Here is a 17,653-nt window from a genome sequence, read left to right as displayed (position 1 = left end):
TTTCAAACGTGCCATGAACAAGCGTAGGCCCGCGGGAACTCAATATCAAACTCTCATCGAATCGCTTGAATCCGCATTTGAACCTTTACTCAGACAGACTTGTCACATAAAATAATGTTGAAAGTGTGTATGTTAACGTACATAATTCAAGTACGTGACAGTGCGAGGCCAGGTGGTGGACGGCAATCGCAGAATAATCTGGACGGCAGATTTTAACCCGATGACCATCTCGCATGACTGCGGCGAATATTATTTCTGAGTGACGATAATCATGACTATGCTACAACCAGAGTTTTTAGCACCCAACCCCGGCTTGTGTACCGAAGAGGAGATTTCACGGCTGGTGCATACCTTCTATGCGAGAGCCCGGAAAGATCCTCTGCTGGGCCCGATTTTTGAAGCACACGTAACCAACTGGGACGCGCATTTTGTGCAGATGATCAATTTCTGGTCAATGAAACTACGCGGAACAAGCGATTTCCGGGGGGCACCCATGCCCAAGCATGTAGCCCTTCCAGGGCTCACTTCCGAATTATTTGAACGATGGCTTCAGCTCTTTCGCCAAACCACGAGTGAGATGGGAAACCCGGATTTACAGTTCAACGCGGATACGCTGGCATTGCATATCGGCGGCAGGCTATGGCTAAGATATCAAATGGAGCGCTACCCTGATAGGGAACTGGTCGAACTCTGCGGAGCATAATTGCCTGTTTGGTCTTGATGGAGATATTGGCCACGAGGGCGGATGCAAGCAGTTTAGCGATGTGTTCGCGCTAAGCGCCAAGTTTCAAGCCATACTTCCGTCCTCAACTGAACATCTCATGTTCGTCGCCAAGGCCGGCCTACGATGCAAGAGCCAGCGTACAATGCAAGATGCGCGTGTCTTAAGCGTTGTCTCCTCGTGTATTGCGTTTTGTCGCGGACTGCCGCATCCGTATAACGTCACAATTCGTCGTTCAAGCCCAGGCTCTTCAATTCCAGTCCCTCTATCTCCTGCAATGATTTCCCGGCAATTCCCTGCAGGTCTCCATACATTCCTACTGTTGCGCTCATGACGCGCATGATTTGCTCCTCGCGCTTGGCCCATTGTTTCATTATTACCTTGCGCTCTTTATCCAGATCCTCCTGCATGGTGGTAAATGCTTCAACGATGGCTTCTACGCGCTGACGGAAACGCGGACCGGTGAGATATTGATAGATCATTTCTGTCTTGGTTTGCACGCCATCGGAAGACTGGCGCGCGAGGGCAAGTTCCAGTAGTGAGTGGCGCAGAATAAGCGCTACCGGCAATGCTGCTCTGGGGTGCGTTACCCAGACGCCATCGACCATTTCAAAGGTTTCAACGCCCTTTGGCAACGTGTGACTCACGATCACCGCAATCTCCGCTTTTGCGACGCGCTGGTCTTCCCGCAATTTTGCAAGCCACATATCGCTCCAGTTTCTGGTACGCTTCGTCTCCCATAAAATTGTGCCCCCGGACTGTCCACCACTCCCGATAACACGGTGCAGTACATCTCCGCCGTAGTCGCCTTTGGGTACAGGCTCGATCGCATCGAAAGGGAATTTTGCGCGCAACAGATTTTCAAGCGCCAGTTCCTGCACTTCCCCTTGCAGTTGTTGAGAACCCTGCTCCGCCCTGCGCATCAGTTCTTCGATTTTATGCTGCATGGATGCGATGGTCTGGTCCTTTTCCATTACCTTGAGTTTGAGTCCTTCTTCCGCTTCCTGCCTGGCCCTCATGCGTACCACAGTTAATCCGTCCTGCACACGCTTTTCTATCGTGAGTTCGAGTTCACGTCTGGCATCGTCGAGCTCCCGCTGTTTTTTGATAAGTTCCGCCTGAACCTTTTGGGCCGCTGCCAGCTTTTCGTCGCGGCCTTTGAGTACTTCCTGAAGCTCTGCAAGCTCCCGCATCTTGCTGTCCAGTTCGGCGGCGCTGGCAAGCCTCGCTTTTCTGGATTCGTCGGCAATAACGCGGCTTCGCTCGATACTCATCCGTGCCGCGACCTGATCGGCTACCCGATCATCCAGCGTACGTTTAGCCTCTGCAATCTCTTTTTCTTTTTCGCGGATCCCTTGTTCGCGCTTAACGATATCTTCGTCTTTTTGCAAGAGCTGCTGCTCGAACTGCTTGCGCGTGGCGGCCAGGAGCGGTGCGGCAAGGGATTCTGTGAGGCGGATTTCGGTCTTGCACCGTGGACACGTAATCGTAGGTTCCGTCATGTTTCAATCCTGAAAATTATCAAAAGGCCGGTGTCCTGCTCCTCGTGAGATGGAGGGTATTCCGGATTATAGGGCATACGGCATGGAACGATCACTGGCATTGGACCTGATTGGCGCCTTCTGTCCAGGGAGGCGGCGGTTGCGCTTATTTTCCGCCATTTTCAGATATACTTGCCTCAATAGTCGTAACTACCCGCCCCAGGGAACAATGGGAATCGAGTTCAAGCCTTTTTGGCTATCTGCCATAGGCTCATGATGTTTCCCCGCAGGAGCTGAACGTAGTATGTTTATCGAGGCATCTTTCTGCCTTGATAATTCATCCAATTTTTTGATATTTCCCAGAAGTTACTTCCTGGGCTGTAATGGCTGTACCGGGCTGTATTCCAAAAAAACGAAACGGATTACATTTTGTCACCACACAGGAGCGAAAATGATGAGCAATCAAACGACTGGAAGTGCGCCACATGTTCTGCCACCTTTGCCCTACCCGGATAATGCGCTGGACCCTGTCATTTCGGCAAATACGCTGGGTTTCCACTATGGCAAGCATCACAAGACTTATGTCGATAACCTCAACAAACTTATAGCGGGTACGGAACTCGCGGATTTATCTTTGGAAGAGATTATTACTTCAACAGCAGGTAAGGCAGACAAAATCGGCGTCTTCAATAATGCGGCACAGGTCTGGAATCACACTTTCTACTGGAATAGCTTGTCGCCAAAAGGTGGTGGCGAGCCGCCTGCGGCGCTGAAACAAAAAATCGAGACCTCTTTTGGTAGTGTCGAAGCGTGCAAAAAAGAGCTGGTGACCGCGGCAACCACTCAGTTCGGCAGCGGATGGGCGTGGCTCGTGAAGGATGGTGACAAGCTCCAGGTGATCAAGACCGGCAATGCGGATCTGCCGTTGACCAAAGGAATGAAGCCGCTCCTGACAATTGATGTATGGGAACATGCGTACTACCTCGATTACCAGAATCGCCGCCCGGATTATGTTAACGCTGTACTCGACAAGCTGATCAACTGGGGCTTTGCGGCTGACAATGACAGATAGCATGCTCGTCACGCTGCTGTGACGATACACATTTCAGACCAGCTGGAAATAATCAGGCGAGGTTGCAGCGAGATTCTGCTGGAAGACGAGCTGAAGCAAAAGCTTGCTTTGAATCGTCCGCTCAGAGTCAAGGCTGGATTCGACCCTACAGCGCCTGACTTGCATCTGGGTCACACCGTTCTGCTCAATAAGATGCGCCACTTACAGGATCTGGGGCATCACGCCCTGTTCCTGATCGGCGATTTCACGGGCATGATCGGTGATCCCAGCGGCAAGAACACGACTCGCCCTGCCCTTTCCCGTGAGCAAGTGCTTGAGAATGCGAAGTCCTACCAGAGTCAGGTCTTCCGGATACTCAAGCCCGAACAGACCGAGGTGGTGTTCAATTCAACATGGATGGATACGCTCAGTGCTGCCGACCTGATTAAACTGGCGGCGACTCATACTGTCGCACGTATGCTGGAGCGCGACGATTTCGGCAAACGTTATCGAAGTAACAAGGGTATCGCGATTCACGAATTTTTATATCCGTTAATTCAAGGCTACGATTCAGTTGCCCTCAAGGCGGATATCGAGCTGGGAGGGACTGATCAGAAATTCAATTTGCTGATGGGGCGCGAATTGCAGAAGCATTTTGGCCAGTTGCCGCAGTGTGTTATTACCATGCCGCTCCTCGAGGGGCTGGACGGGATCAACAAAATGTCCAAATCCTCCGGCAACTATATCGGGATAACCGAGAATCCGGCTGATATATTCGGTAAGTTGATGTCGGTTTCCGATGAGCTGATGTGGCGATACATTGAATTGTTGTCATTCGAGCCCATCAGTGTTGTTCGCCAGTGGCAACAGGACGTCGGACACGGACGCAATCCGCGCGACATCAAGGCGATGTTCGCACAGGAGATCGTGGCCCGGTTTTACAGCCGGCAAGAGGCGGAAACAGCGCTAGCTGATTTCGAAGCGCGGTTCAGGCGTGGCGGGCTTCCGGATGACATGCTTGAAAAAATATTGTATACTGCGTCAGAAGGGTTATCCATTACACAGCTGCTCAAGCAAGCCGGATTAACCGCCAGCACAACAGAAGCACTACGCATGATCGAGCAGGGTGGTGTGAAATTGAATGGCGAGAAGATCAGCGACAAAACCATCAAGCTAGGTCGTGGTGAAACTGCCGTGGTGCAAGTAGGCAAGCGAAAGTTCGCCAGAGTAACGATCTCCTCTGAGCAAGAATAGAACAAGAATAAAAGTTTCAAAAAGCCCTTGACCGGGTGTTTGGCATCTGTATAATGCCGCCTTCGCTGTCTGACTTTGAGTTTGTCAGGCAGCATCGCTCTTTAAAAATTTACAGCCGATAGGTGTGGGCACTTGACCGGGACACCAGGTTATTTTCGTTTTCGAGCGGGAATAATCAGGACTTAAGTGTTGAAGTGCTCGCACAATGTAAGAAGAATTTCAGTTGCTATTCCGATAACTCAGGATAGAAGCTGGAATTCAGTAATACGTCAAGCGAGAGTTTTACCAGTATTGAACTGAAGAGTTTGATCCTGGCTCAGATTGAACGCTGGCGGCATGCTTTACACATGCAAGTCGAACGGCAGCACGGGGGCAACCCTGGTGGCGAGTGGCGAACGGGTGAGTAATGCATCGGAACGTATCTTCAAGTGGGGGATAACGCACCGAAAGGTGTGCTAATACCGCATAATCTCTACGGAGAAAAGCAGGGGATCGCAAGACCTTGCGCTTTTGGAGCGGCCGATGTCTGATTAGCTAGTTGGTGAGGTAAAGGCTTACCAAGGCGTCGATCAGTAGCTGGTCTGAGAGGACGACCAGCCACACTGGGACTGAGACACGGCCCAGACTCCTACGGGAGGCAGCAGTGGGGAATTTTGGACAATGGGGGAAACCCTGATCCAGCCATGCCGCGTGAGTGAAGAAGGCCTTCGGGTTGTAAAGCTCTTTCAGCCGGAACGAAACGGTCACGGTTAATACCTGTGATCACTGACGGTACCGGAAGAAGAAGCACCGGCTAACTACGTGCCAGCAGCCGCGGTAATACGTAGGGTGCAAGCGTTAATCGGAATTACTGGGCGTAAAGCGTGCGCAGGCGGTTTTGTAAGTCAGATGTGAAATCCCCGGGCTTAACCTGGGAACTGCGTTTGAAACTACAAGGCTAGAGTGTAGCAGAGGGGGGTGGAATTCCACGTGTAGCAGTGAAATGCGTAGAGATGTGGAGGAACACCGATGGCGAAGGCAGCCCCCTGGGTTAACACTGACGCTCAGGCACGAAAGCGTGGGGAGCAAACAGGATTAGATACCCTGGTAGTCCACGCCCTAAACTATGTCAACTAGTTGTCGGGCCTTAACGGGCTTGGTAACGCAGCTAACGCGTGAAGTTGACCGCCTGGGGAGTACGGTCGCAAGATTAAAACTCAAAGGAATTGACGGGGACCCGCACAAGCGGTGGATTATGTGGATTAATTCGATGCAACGCGAAAAACCTTACCTACCCTTGACATGTACCGAAGCCCGCCGAGAGGTGGGTGTGCCCGAAAGGGAACGGTAACACAGGTGCTGCATGGCTGTCGTCAGCTCGTGTCGTGAGATGTTGGGTTAAGTCCCGCAACGAGCGCAACCCTTGTCATTAATTGCCATCATTCAGTTGGGCACTTTAATGAAACTGCCGGTGACAAACCGGAGGAAGGTGGGGATGACGTCAAGTCCTCATGGCCCTTATGGGTAGGGCTTCACACGTAATACAATGGCGCGTACAGAGGGTTGCCAACCCGCGAGGGGGAGCCAATCTCAGAAAGCGCGTCGTAGTCCGGATCGGAGTCTGCAACTCGACTCCGTGAAGTCGGAATCGCTAGTAATCGCGGATCAGCATGTCGCGGTGAATACGTTCCCGGGTCTTGTACACACCGCCCGTCACACCATGGGAGTGGGTTTCACCAGAAGCAGGTAGTCTAACCGCAAGGAGGGCGCCTGCCACGGTGAGATTCATGACTGGGGTGAAGTCGTAACAAGGTAGCCGTAGGGGAACCTGCGGCTGGATCACCTCCTTTCTAGAGAAATTCCTGTTTCAAGTGTCCACAACCTATCGGTTGTTTAAAAGCAAAGCTATGGGGGCCAAGGAGTAATAGGGTGGAGAATGGAAAAAAACCCATTTCTTTGTTTCCAGGCTCTGTTCAGGGTCTGTAGCTCAGTTGGTTAGAGCACACGCTTGATAAGCGTGGGGTCGGTGGTTCAAATCCACCCAGACCCACCAACTATCGGGGGTGTAGCTCAGATGGGAGAGCACCTGCTTTGCAAGCAGGGGGTCATCGGTTCGATCCCGTTCACCTCCACCAATTTTTCAATCCGGATCACGTATTAGAAAATAGAAGTAAACGTAATCGTTTACTTCTGGTTTTTAACCAGCGGCTGTATTTCGGGAACTGGCAGGAAGTATTCAGGTATGTTCTCGATGTTCTTTAACAATTTGGAAGAAGTAAAGTATTCCGCATTCAGCGGGTACGTTACCCCTTATCGGGTCGCGTATTCATGGAGCGCGGAATAATGGGTTAGATTGTATCGACACATCGCATTTTTAGTCGGATGCGATGTGAGCAAACACCTGTAACCAAATGGTTTGGAAAAAGAAAGAAAATCCGGTTATTCACCGGTTTCCATTTCTGATTCCGAAGCCCTTAAGGTTATAGGATCAAGCGAATAAGTGCATGTGGTGGATGCCTTGGCGATTACAGGCGATGAAGGGCGTGGTAGCCTGCGAAAAGCTCCGGGGAGCTGGCAAACGAGCATTGATCCGGAGATGTCCGAATGGGGAAACCCGGCCCGCAAGGGTCAACCTTGGCTGAATACATAGGTCAAGCGTGGCGAACCTGGCGAACTGAAACATCTAAGTAGCCAGAGGAACAGAAATCAACCGAGATTCCCAGAGTAGTGGCGAGCGAAATGGGAACAGCCTCCAATTTTTAGCACTCGAACTAGCCGAGCCGTCTGGAAAGTCGGGCCATAGTGGGTGATAGCCCCGTAGGCGAAAGTTTGAGTGTGGAACTAGGATTGGAACAAGTAGGGCGGGACACGAGAAATCCTGTCTGAATATGGGGGGACCATCCTCCAAGGCTAAATACTCGTAATCGACCGATAGTGAACCAGTACCGTGAGGGAAAGGCGAAAAGAACCCCGGGAGGGGAGTGAAATAGATCCTGAAACCGCATGCATACAAACAGTGGGAGCGGACTTGTTCCGTGACTGCGTACCTTTTGTATAATGGGTCAGCGACTTACATTCAGTAGCGAGCTTAACCGAATAGGGGAAGCGCAGCGAAAGCGAGTCTTAATAGGGCGATTAGTTGCTGGGTGTAGACCCGAAACCAGATGATCTACTCATGGCCAGGATGAAGCGGGGGTAACACCTCGTGGAGGTCCGAACCCACTAATGTTGAAAAATTAGGGGATGAGCTGTGGGTAGGGGTGAAAGGCTAAACAAATCTGGAAATAGCTGGTTCTCTCCGAAAACTATTTAGGTAGTGCCTCACGTATCACCTTCGGGGGTAGAGCACTGTTATGGCTAGGGGGCCGTTTAGGCCTACCAAACCATGGCAAACTCCGAATACCGAAGAGTGCGAGCGTGGGAGACAGACATCGGGTGCTAACGTCCGGTGTCGAAAGGGAAACAACCCAGACCCTCAGCTAAGGTCCCAAAGACACAGTTAAGTGGTAAACGAAGTGGGAAGGCTAAAACAGTCAGGAGGTTGGCTTAGAAGCAGCCACCCTTTAAAGAAAGCGTAATAGCTCACTGATCGAGTCGTCCTGCGCGGAAGATGTAACGGGGCTCAAACTGTGCACCGAAGCTAGGGATTTACACGCAAGTGTAGATGGTAGGAGAGCGTTCCGTAGGCCTGCGAAGGTGGCTTGAGAAGGCTGCTGGAGGTATCGGAAGTGCGAATGCTGACATGAGTAGCGATAAAGGGAGTGAAAGGCTCCCTCGCCGTAAGCCCAAGGTTTCCTGCGCAACGTTCATCGGCGCAGGGTGAGTCGGCCCCTAAGGTGAGGCAGAAATGCGTAGCTGATGGGAAACTGGTTAAAATTCCAGTACCTTTGTTCAATGCGATGTGGGGACGGAGAAGGTTAGCTCGGCCGGGTGTTGGATGTCCCGGTTGAAGCGTGTAGACGTGCTGCTTAGGCAAATCCGGGCGGCTTAGTTGAGGCGTGATAACGAAACGTCCTTCGGGACGCCAAGTGAGTGATACCCTGCTTCCAGGAAAAGCCACTAAGCTTCAGTTGAACGAAGACCGTACCGCAAACCGACACAGGTGGGCGGGATGAAAATTCCAAGGCGCTTGAGAGAACTCAGGAGAAGGAACTCGGCAAATTGACACCGTAACTTCGGGATAAGGTGTGCCCTCGGTACGTGTAGCGCCTCGCGCGTGAAGCGGAAGGGGGTTGCAAAGAAATGGTGGCTGCGACTGTTTAATAAAAACACAGCACTCTGCAAACACGAAAGTGGACGTATAGAGTGTGACGCCTGCCCGGTGCCGGAAGGTTAAGTGATGGGGTGAGAGCTCTTGATCGAAGCCCCGGTAAACGGCGGCCGTAACTATAACGGTCCTAAGGTAGCGAAATTCCTTGTCGGGTAAGTTCCGACCTGCACGAATGGCGTAACGATGGCCACACTGTCTCCTCCTGAGACTCAGCGAAGTTGAAATGTTTGTGAAGATGCAATCTCCCCGCGGCTAGACGGAAAGACCCCGTGCACCTTTACTGTAGCTTTACATTGGACTTTGACAATACCTGTGTAGGATAGGTGGGAGGCGTTGAAGTGGGCTCGCTAGAGCTCATGGAGCCGACGTTGAAATACCACCCTGGTATTGTTGAGGTTCTAACCTGGGTCCATTATCTGGATCGGGGACCGTGTATGGTAGGCAGTTTGACTGGGGCGGTCTCCTCCCAAAGTGTAACGGAGGAGTACGAAGGTACGCTAGGTACGGTCGGAAATCGTGCTGATAGTGCAATGGCAAAAGCGTGCTTGACTGCGAGACTGACAAGTCGAGCAGATGCGAAAGCAGGTCATAGTGATCCGGTGGTTCTGTATGGAAGGGCCATCGCTCAACGGATAAAAGGTACGCCGGGGATAACAGGCTGATTCCTCCCAAGAGTTCATATCGACGGGGGAGTTTGGCACCTCGATGTCGGCTCATCACATCCTGGGGCTGTAGCCGGTCCCAAGGGTATGGCTGTTCGCCATTTAAAGTGGTACGTGAGCTGGGTTTAAAACGTCGTGAGACAGTTTGGTCCCTATCTGCCGTGGGCGTTGGAAGTTTGAGAGGACCTGCTCCTAGTACGAGAGGACCGGAGTGGACGCACCTCTGGTGTACCGGTTATGACGCCAGTCGTATCGCCGGGTAGCTAAGTGCGGAAGAGATAACCGCTGAAAGCATCTAAGCGGGAAACTCGCCTCAAGATGAGACTTCCCGGGGGTTAAACCTCCCTAAAGGTTCGTCGAAGACCACGACGTTGATAGGTCGGGTGTGGAAGCGCAGTAATGTGTTAAGCTAACCGATACTAATTGACCGTGAGGCTTGATCCTATAACCTTAAGTAAAACATAAGGTTGTTTGCCCAGATACAATCATCCCATTTTACTTCTTCCAGATTGTTGGCTTGCGATGGAGGCCAGGACTAATAGTCGTGGCTTCTGTTGTTTGCCATTAAAGTTACGCTTGGCGGTCATAGCGCTTTGGACCCACCCCTTCCCATCCCGAACAGGATCGTGAAACGAAGTTGCGCCGATGATAGTGTGTTTTCACATGCGAAAGTAGGTCACTGCCAGGCACCTTATAGAAAAAAGCCCCGCTCTAAACAAGCGGGGCTTTTTTTGCTATGCGCGTGCGGGTGCGGACCTGTATGCGGGGCGGTGTGACGGGGGTGACCAGTTATACTAAGTCATTCTTTATGTCCACTGCGAATTCCCCGCCCAAAACGGCGGAAACGATACTGCGGCCTAGTCGGATTTCAGGGGGCCAAATGGCGAGAAAATCATCATGAAATCAGTACGATTTTTATCCCTCTTTATGCTGGCATTGATCGTCTGCTGCACAGCGGGACGGGCGGGTGCGCAGCCGGGCGATAAACCCTATCGGGCAGCAGTGAATATTGATGGCGTGCAACATGTGAACATCCTGGCTGGTGACTATTTTTTCAAGCCCAGCCACATCATTGTCAAAGTCAACGTGCCCGTAAAGTTTGTGGTTCGCGTGGAGCGGGGGATCATTCCTCACGGCCTGGTGCTCAGGGCGCCCGAAGCGAATATCTCGATCGATGAGGAACTGAGCGGGGAGGCCCAAACATTCACTTTCACCCCAAGCGCGCCCGGCAAGTATGCTTTCTATTGCCCAAAGAAGCTGCTCTTTTTAAAGAGCCACAGGGAGCACGGGATGGAGGGCATTCTGGAAGTTGTTGAGTAGCTGGCAGGAGATCTCAGTGTATCTGAGCCGGGAAGAGATCCAGGCGGGAAGGTTTAATGAAAACCTGATTGCCTCGCGTCAATTGCAGTTCGCGAAAGCGCTCCTTGCTGATTTCGACCTCGATTAATTCCTTGTCTTCGCCGTCATCACGCGTCAACCCAAGACGCACTACCGGACCAACCGAGAGAATGTGGGACACATGTGCCGCAATTGCTCCCTTCCCATTCAAGGCATTGGCCACCTTGTCCACATGGATATCATGAGGGCGTACATAGGCTACCGCCGCGAGCTCTTCGGCTTCGGTATGCTCAGGCGCATCGACTTCAATTCCTCCTATCCAGGCCCGACCGCGGTGCAATCGGCCATGGAACAGGTTCACCTTGCCAAGGAATTCATATACAAAGGGGCTTGCCGGGCGCTCGTACACTTCGTCCGGCGTGCCGATTTGTTCGATTCGGCCTTCGTTCATCACTACTATCCGATCCGCCACTTCCAACGCCTCTTCCTGATCGTGGGTAACGAACACGCTGGTGATGTGCATGTCGTCATGGAGTCTTCGCAACCATGACCGCAGTTCCTTGCGCACCCTGGCGTCGAGCGCGCCGAAAGGCTCATCCAACAGCAAAACTTGCGGCTCCACCGCCAGCGCCCGCGCCAGGGCGATGCGCTGACGCTGCCCTCCCGAGAGTTGATGCGGATAACGGTCGGCCAGCCAGTCCAACTGTACCAGCTTCAGCAGTTCATTCACACGCCGGCTAATCTCCGCGCCGGCGGGGCGGAAATTCCTGGGGCGCACGCGAAGACCGAAAGCGACATTCTCGAAAATAGTCATATTCCGGAACAGCGCATAGTGCTGGAATACGAAACCTACATGCCGATCGCGCACGTGCTGTCCCGTCGCGTCCTCACCTTGAAACAACACTTGACCGGCATCTGCAGCCTCGAGCCCTGCGATTACACGCAGTAGTGTTGTTTTTCCGGAACCGGAAGGCCCGAGCAACGCCAGCAATTCCCCCGATTTAACTTCCAGGGTGATATCGCGTAGTGCGGCAAAATCGCCAAACTGTTTGGAAAGATTACGCACCTCGATGCTCATCGGTTTTTTCCCTTATCATTTTGCATGTTTTTCGATTCAATCAGTGTTTTCAGTGCCAGCGTGACCAGGGCAAGCATCGCCAGCAGCGACGCCACCGCAAAGGCCGCCGCAAAATTGTATTCGTTATAAAGAATCTCGACATGAAGCGGGAGCGTGTTGGTGCTGCCGCGAATATGACCGGATACCACGGATACCGCGCCGAATTCTCCCATTGCTCGCGCATTGCACAGAATTGTGCCGTATAGCAGGCCCCACTTTACGTTGGGAAGCGTTACCCGGAACAATATCTGCCATCCCCTTGCGCCCAGTACCACGGCTGCCTCTTCCTCTTCCGTACCCTGAGACTGCATGAGGGGGATCAGTTCCCGTGCAATAAAGGGAACCGTAACGAATATAGTGGCGAGCACAATGCCCGGTACGGCAAAAATAACCTTGATGTCGTGTTCCGCAAGCCATGGTCCCAGCCAGCCCTGCAATCCAAAAACCAGCACGTAGATCAGTCCCGAAACTACCGGCGAAACCGAAAAAGGCAAATCGATGAACGTCGTCAACAGATTCTTGCCGAGAAATTCAAACTTGGCGATAGCCCATGCCGCCGCTATGCCGAATATCAGATTAAGCGGCACCGCAATCGCCGCAGCCGTCAGGGTAAGCTGGATTGCGGATACCGCGTCCGGTTCGGTGATAGCGGCGATATAAACTGCCCAGCCCTTCTTGAGCGCCTCATAGAAGACCGAGATCAGCGGCACAAAGAGAAAGAGCGTCAGAAAGGCAAGCGCCAGACCGATCAAGGTCCAGCGCACCCAGACCGGCTCCTCTGTCGGCCTCGCCCGGTGTGCGAGGGAAGATACCGGAAGCGCAATAACAGTCATCGGAATCTCCTCATGCCAGGACGCTCCGACGGCGGCTCCACCATTGCAGCAAGTTGATGATGAGGAGCATCACAAAAGAAATCACGAGCATTACGACAGCCAGCGCTGTGGCGCCTGCGTAGTCATACTGCTCAAGCTTCGTGATGATTAAAAGCGGCGTGATCTCGGAAACCATAGGCATATTGCCCGCGATGAAAATAACAGAACCGTACTCCCCGATCGCGCGCGCAAAGGCAAGCGCAAAACCCGTCATCAATGCCGGCAGAAGCGTGGGGAAGATGACTCGCAAAAATGTTTGCAGCCGGTTTGCGCCTAGCGTCGCCGCCGCCTCTTCCAGCTCAGACTCGATATCTTCCAGGACCGGTTGCACTGTTCGCACCACAAAAGGCAAGCCGATAAAAGTCAACGCCACAAAAACACCGATTGGAGTAAAAGCGATTTTTATGCCGAGCGGTTCGAAATACTGGCCGATCCAGCCATTGCCGGCATAAAGTGCAGTCAGCGCAATGCCGGCCACCGCGGTCGGCAGCGCAAACGGCAGATCCACCAGTGCGTCCACCATTTTTTTACCTGGAAAGCGATAACGGACCAGTACCCAGGCCACCAGAAGCCCGAATACGGCATTGACCAGGGCAGCGGCGAACGATGCGCCGAATGTCAGCCTGTATGAGGCGACGACCCTTGGCGTCGTTACCGCGTTCCAGAATTCAGGCCAGGTTAGCGCTGTAGTCCGAACGAATGCCGCAGAGAGCGGAATCAGCACGATCAGGCTCAGATAAAGCAGCGTAAATCCAAGCGCCAGGTTGAATCCAGGCAGAACACTATGTTGCTTAAACGTATACATCTTGCGCTCCTGCCGCATCACGGTTGTGCCGAACCGTTGCCGCGGACGCTCCAGCGGTTGCTCTGCCGGGTCTTTTTTCGAGTGCAACCGTAAATGGCGTGACCGTGTCCGTCGTCATTTCTGGTAAATCTGGTCAAAGGTGCCACCATCGGCAAAGTGAAGCTTGTGCGCGTTCTTCCAGCCGCCGAACGCATCATCGATCCGGAACAGTTTGATAGAGGGGAACTGATTCGCATACTTTGCCGCCACCCTGGCGTTGGCTGGACGGTAGAAATTCCTGGCTGCAATCTCCTGACCCTGCTCCGAATAAAGATGCTGGAGATAGGCTTCGGCGACTTGGCAGGTGCCCTTCTTATCGACGACTTTGTCTATCACCGCGACCGACGGTTCAGCAAGAATGCTGATTGATGGCGCAATGATCTCGAATTTGTTCGGTCCGAGTTCCCTGATTGCCAGGAAAGCTTCATTTTCCCAGGAGATGAAGACGTCACCGATGCCGCGCTCCACGAATGTTGTGGTCGAGCCACGTGCGCCGGAATCCAGGACAGGCACGTTTTTATATAGTTTGGTTACAAATTCCTTTGCCTGGGCGTCGTCGCCATAAGTCCGTTTTCCATACTCCCACGCTGCCAGATAATTCCATCGTGCGCCGCCGGAGGTTTTCGGATTGGGCGTAATCACCGATACACCGGGTCTCGCCAGATCGTTCCAGTCCTTGATGTTCTTGGGATTGCCTTTGCGCACCAGTAGCACGATAGTGGAAGTATAGGGCGTACTGTTGTGGGCCAAGCGCTTCTGCCAGCCATCGGGCAGAAGCTTGGCCTTTTCCGCGATTGCGTCAATGTCATTGGCCAAGGCAAGCGTCACGACATCAGCCTCGAGACCATCGATGACGGACCGCGCCTGTTTGCCGGAACCGCCGTGGGACTGCTTGATGGCTACCTTTTCCCTGGCCTTTTCCTCCCAATGCTTCGTGAATGCCGCATTGAATTCCTGATAAAGCTCACGGGTGGGATCATAGGAAACATTCAATATCGTCTTATCGGCCCACGCACTGCCGCCGATCAGGACGGTTGCGGCCGCAAGACCCGTTAGCCATGTTTTGATTTTCATCATTCTTCCTTCAAAGAGTTAGTCGGGAGAGTTCAGGACTCCATTAAAAGGCGCTGATCATTACTTCAACGTAAAAAAAGTCGGAACTGCCAGGGCTCCTGCCGAGTGTCGCTACTTGTCTGTTGCGCGTGAACTCGCCGGTCGTAAAATGCGAGTAGCCAACGGTTGTATCAATGTTCTTCCCCAGTTTGTAACGCGCACGAATATCAAAAGCGTGGCCGATGAAGGCGCCGCTGTTTCCGGTAGGGTCACGATTGGCGTTGCCTCCATTGGCGCCGTTGCTCCCGAAGAGGTTATTGAAGCGATCCCTGTCGCTAGCCAGCCAGAAAAGGTTGTAGCCAGCGTCTATACGCAAATCCTTTGCCGGCTGAAATTCAAGCTTGACTTTAGGCGCCTTGATATTTTCGAAAATAATATAGTCGTCCGCCGACCAGGGCCGGGAGAAACCGAAAAAACGCTCAAAGCGATTGTTTACGTTGTCATTGGGATCACGGTCTCCGGTGGCGTAGCCATAAAAGGCGCTGATACGCGGTTTCCAGCTGTGCCTGGCGGTATATCCCACCTCAGTGGTATAAGCATGAGCGTCATGGTCCTGAGTTCCATTTCGACCGAACTGATAGATCAGGTTGAAGTCATAGTCCAGCCCGGTATCTCCGATCTTGCCGTAGCCGCGAAGGGCAGGCGAATGAATATGCCGGTCGATCTGACCCGTCTTGCTGCCGTCCTGCGTGAGAGCCATGTAATACGGCTGGAGCGTGATGAAGTCCGACCATTTGCGCCAATGGCCGATGGCGCCGTAGAACCACTGATTCTCGATGCGCTCGTCAAAGTCCGACAGCAGTCGTCTAACGGGCTGATAGGCCCATAAGTCAACCTCCCAGTCGTTGACCTCCTGACCCAGATTGATGCGAAAGCCTTCGAAGGTGTTCGTAGTGTTGCGCCATTCGTTGCGGCCGATCAAGCGCCGATCCAGCGCTTCATAGGCCATGCGGCCCACCCGAAACCTGAGCGGGCGCTGTTGTTTCCGATCGTCTTCACCCAGTGCTCCTTTGAAGTAGAGTTCGCCATAGGCCTGGATCAGTTCGTAATCATTGAAATCGCGGTCGTCATGTGAAAAATTGCCGTTGTAGCGTCTGGAATCCTGAAACTCGACGGCCCCGCGAAACGGATCGAGAATTTCCCTTATGCCTGCATAGGCACGCGAGCGCAGCAGAAAGGGTTGATCGAGCGTCAGGTCGGTACGCCGTATATCGTTACTTCGAAATTCGTAACGGGTCCGATGCTGGAAGCCTATATCCAGCCAGGTTATATTCTTGAATGCTTCGATACCTGTTTTGCTCAGATTGCGCACATATCGCGGTGGATCGGATTCCGGTTGGGTGCCATAGCTGCTGGAAGGCTGGAAGTAACCTGTCGATTTCTTTTCCGCTTCTTTGGCCGCCGTTTTGGTCACCGTCTTTTTATTGTTCTGTGCAGCGACTTGCGACTCTATGTTTCTGCTGCTTGCATCTCTCTGAACAATCCGGATTGTTTCTTGCTTGCTCATTTGTGACTCTTCAAACTTCCTGATATTCACGTCCGCCTGAATCGCGCTGACCGGTAACATCGCAATTGCAGATGCAAGCGTGATTCGCCAATAGAGTTTCATTTCTCTCGCCCGTATCGCCCCTACCGGTATTCTCGTCCGATGCCGATATAGCTTTTTCTTATGACTCGCAGCCATCTATTTCCCCTGAAATGAGCAATACTGACATGGCGAAAGGTACCAGCCGTTCTTTATAATTGAAACTAATATCATTTCATTTGCTTATCTGTTTTACGTATATATCACCCGTGCGGCCTCCTCGAGTCGCGCTGCGCACATCATCGACAATCGGGGTCATGCGATCTAATAGACTAGACAGAGGTCTCCATCATCCGAGTACTGTCCAAACACTGCCCAACATGGGAAAATGCCTTGGGAATCTGCTGTAATCAGTACTACTGATCTTTGAGCGCCTGGCTGTTCCCCTTATTAATATTCGAGAATGAGGCTGGCAATGGGAGTGGAGGTGGGAGTGGGAGCGGTGTCCAGAAAGGAGCAACATAATGTCAATAAGCTGCACAAGCGGCTGAGGCGTCTTGTCGGCTCGGCTATTGCCGATTTCAATATGATCGAGCCGGGCGACCGCGTAATGGTGTGCCTTTCGGGCGGTAAGGATAGCTACGCGTTGCTCGATATCCTGCGTAATTTACAAGCGCACGCGCCCTTACAGTTTGATCTGGTGGCGGTGAACTTGGATCAGAAGCAGCCGGGTTTCCCCGAACACGTATTACCGCAGTATCTTTCTGCCATCGATATGCCCTTCCGCATTGTTGAACAGGATACTTACAGCGTCGTAAAGCGTCTCATACCCGAAGGCAAAACGACCTGCAGTCTCTGCTCCCGCCTGCGTCGCGGCGTCCTGTATCGTGTTGCGGGCGAGCTGGGCGCGACTAAAATCGCGTTGGGACATCATCGTGACGACATGCTCGAAACGCTTTTCCTCAACCTGTTTTACGGCGGCAAGCTAAAAACCATGCCGCCCAAGCTGGTGAGTGACAATGGTCGTCACATCGTTATTCGGCCGCTGGCCTATTGCAAGGAGAAAGATCTCGCCGCTTATGCCGAGATAGAGGATTTTCCTATCATCCCCTGCAATTTATGCGGATCCCAGAAGAATCTCCAGCGGCAGGCGGTGAAGGAAATGCTGCAACAATGGGATAAAAAATTTCCCGGCAGGCTGGAAACCATGTTTACGGCGTTGCAGAACATTCAGCCTTCTCATTTGGCCGATCCCGCACTCTATGATTTTCAGGGGCTCAAGGCGGGAAATGAACCTGTCCCCGATGGCGACAGGGCATTTGACCCCGAAACCTTCGAACTCGGAGTGAATGAGATGCCGGGCTTGGGCAAGGGACTGAATAACGAGGTGGATTCCTAGCCGTTCAGGTTGATTTTGGCGAAATTA

Annotated in this window: 11 protein-coding genes, 2 tRNA genes and 3 rRNA genes; 10 read left to right on the top strand and 6 right to left on the bottom strand. The window is 52.6% G+C overall.

Annotated elements, in window-relative coordinates:
- Positions 1 to 277: 277 nt before the first annotated feature.
- Complete coding sequence (locus BMX66_RS07430; RefSeq protein ID WP_369826973.1) at positions 278 to 703, top strand: group III truncated hemoglobin; 426 nt, start codon at positions 278 to 280, stop codon at positions 701 to 703.
- A 239-nt stretch (positions 704 to 942) separates the two neighbouring features.
- Here the strand turns inward: BMX66_RS07430 and BMX66_RS07425 are convergent, their stop codons facing one another.
- The gene (locus BMX66_RS07425) at positions 943 to 2,223 is read right to left on the bottom strand and encodes a DUF2130 domain-containing protein (RefSeq protein WP_090880320.1); all 1,281 of its coding nucleotides are present in this window, start codon (positions 2,221 to 2,223) and stop codon (positions 943 to 945) included.
- Positions 2,224 to 2,656: 433 nt separating this feature from the next.
- Here BMX66_RS07425 and BMX66_RS07420 point away from each other — a divergent pair, with 433 nt between their 5' ends.
- The 8 genes from BMX66_RS07420 to BMX66_RS07385 all read left to right on the top strand — a co-directional run bounded on the left by BMX66_RS07420 (position 2,657) and on the right by BMX66_RS07385 (position 10,738).
- Entirely contained in the window at positions 2,657 to 3,274 is a 618-nt protein-coding gene (locus BMX66_RS07420) for a superoxide dismutase (protein WP_090881044.1), read from the top strand.
- 18 nt (positions 3,275 to 3,292) lie between these two features.
- Positions 3,293 to 4,507 (top strand): tyrosine--tRNA ligase, encoded by a 1,215-nt coding sequence (tyrS, locus tag BMX66_RS07415; protein WP_090880317.1) that lies wholly within the window; start codon positions 3,293 to 3,295, stop codon positions 4,505 to 4,507.
- A 293-nt stretch (positions 4,508 to 4,800) separates the two neighbouring features.
- A 16S ribosomal RNA gene (locus BMX66_RS07410) occupies positions 4,801 to 6,336 on the top strand.
- Between the two features lie 126 nt (positions 6,337 to 6,462).
- Positions 6,463 to 6,539 (top strand) — tRNA-Ile (locus BMX66_RS07405).
- 6 nt (positions 6,540 to 6,545) lie between these two features.
- Positions 6,546 to 6,621, top strand: a tRNA-Ala gene (locus BMX66_RS07400).
- A gap of 351 nt (positions 6,622 to 6,972) precedes the next feature.
- Positions 6,973 to 9,862 (top strand): 23S ribosomal RNA (locus BMX66_RS07395).
- A gap of 131 nt (positions 9,863 to 9,993) precedes the next feature.
- A 5S ribosomal RNA gene (gene rrf / locus BMX66_RS07390) occupies positions 9,994 to 10,106 on the top strand.
- Together the 16S, 23S and 5S rRNA genes with 2 tRNA genes alongside form the textbook arrangement of a ribosomal RNA operon.
- 209 nt (positions 10,107 to 10,315) lie before the next feature.
- A complete protein-coding gene (locus BMX66_RS07385; RefSeq protein WP_158593397.1) occupies positions 10,316 to 10,738 on the top strand; it encodes a cupredoxin domain-containing protein in 423 nt (140 codons plus the stop codon).
- A 13-nt stretch (positions 10,739 to 10,751) separates the two neighbouring features.
- Here BMX66_RS07385 and BMX66_RS07380 read toward each other — a convergent pair whose 3' ends face one another.
- The 5 genes from BMX66_RS07380 to BMX66_RS07360 form a co-directional block, all read right to left on the bottom strand.
- A complete protein-coding gene (locus BMX66_RS07380; RefSeq protein WP_090880312.1) occupies positions 10,752 to 11,834 on the bottom strand; it encodes a sulfate/molybdate ABC transporter ATP-binding protein in 1,083 nt (360 codons plus the stop codon).
- On the bottom strand, positions 11,831 to 12,706 hold the full coding sequence (gene cysW, locus BMX66_RS07375) for a sulfate ABC transporter permease subunit CysW (protein WP_090880310.1): 876 nt from the start codon (positions 12,704 to 12,706) through the stop codon (positions 11,831 to 11,833). Before cysW ends, BMX66_RS07380 begins: the two co-directional genes overlap by 4 nt.
- A gap of 10 nt (positions 12,707 to 12,716) precedes the next feature.
- Positions 12,717 to 13,550, bottom strand: a complete 834-nt coding sequence (gene cysT / locus BMX66_RS07370) for a sulfate ABC transporter permease subunit CysT (RefSeq protein ID WP_090881041.1) — start codon at positions 13,548 to 13,550, stop codon at positions 12,717 to 12,719.
- Between the two features lie 114 nt (positions 13,551 to 13,664).
- Positions 13,665 to 14,663: a sulfate ABC transporter substrate-binding protein gene (locus tag BMX66_RS07365; RefSeq protein ID WP_090880307.1), complete on the bottom strand. Its 999-nt coding sequence runs from the start codon at positions 14,661 to 14,663 to the stop codon at positions 13,665 to 13,667.
- Positions 14,664 to 14,706: 43 nt separating this feature from the next.
- The gene (locus tag BMX66_RS07360; RefSeq protein ID WP_369826970.1) at positions 14,707 to 16,386 is read right to left on the bottom strand and encodes an alginate export family protein; all 1,680 of its coding nucleotides are present in this window, start codon (positions 16,384 to 16,386) and stop codon (positions 14,707 to 14,709) included.
- A 316-nt stretch (positions 16,387 to 16,702) separates the two neighbouring features.
- On the opposite strand from BMX66_RS07360, the gene ttcA reads away from it, so the two are divergent.
- Positions 16,703 to 17,626 carry a tRNA 2-thiocytidine(32) synthetase TtcA gene (ttcA, locus tag BMX66_RS07355; RefSeq protein WP_090880301.1) on the top strand — a complete coding sequence of 308 codons (924 nt, stop codon included), beginning with the start codon at positions 16,703 to 16,705 and terminating at the stop codon, positions 17,624 to 17,626.
- Positions 17,627 to 17,653 lie beyond the last annotated feature (27 nt).

The sequence above is a fragment of the Nitrosovibrio sp. Nv6 genome (assembly GCF_900110495.1).
Taxonomy (GTDB): Bacteria; Pseudomonadota; Gammaproteobacteria; order Burkholderiales; family Nitrosomonadaceae; genus Nitrosospira.
The sequence above is the reverse complement of the archived record's forward strand: the minus strand, read 5'-3'. Positions and strand labels throughout refer to the sequence as shown.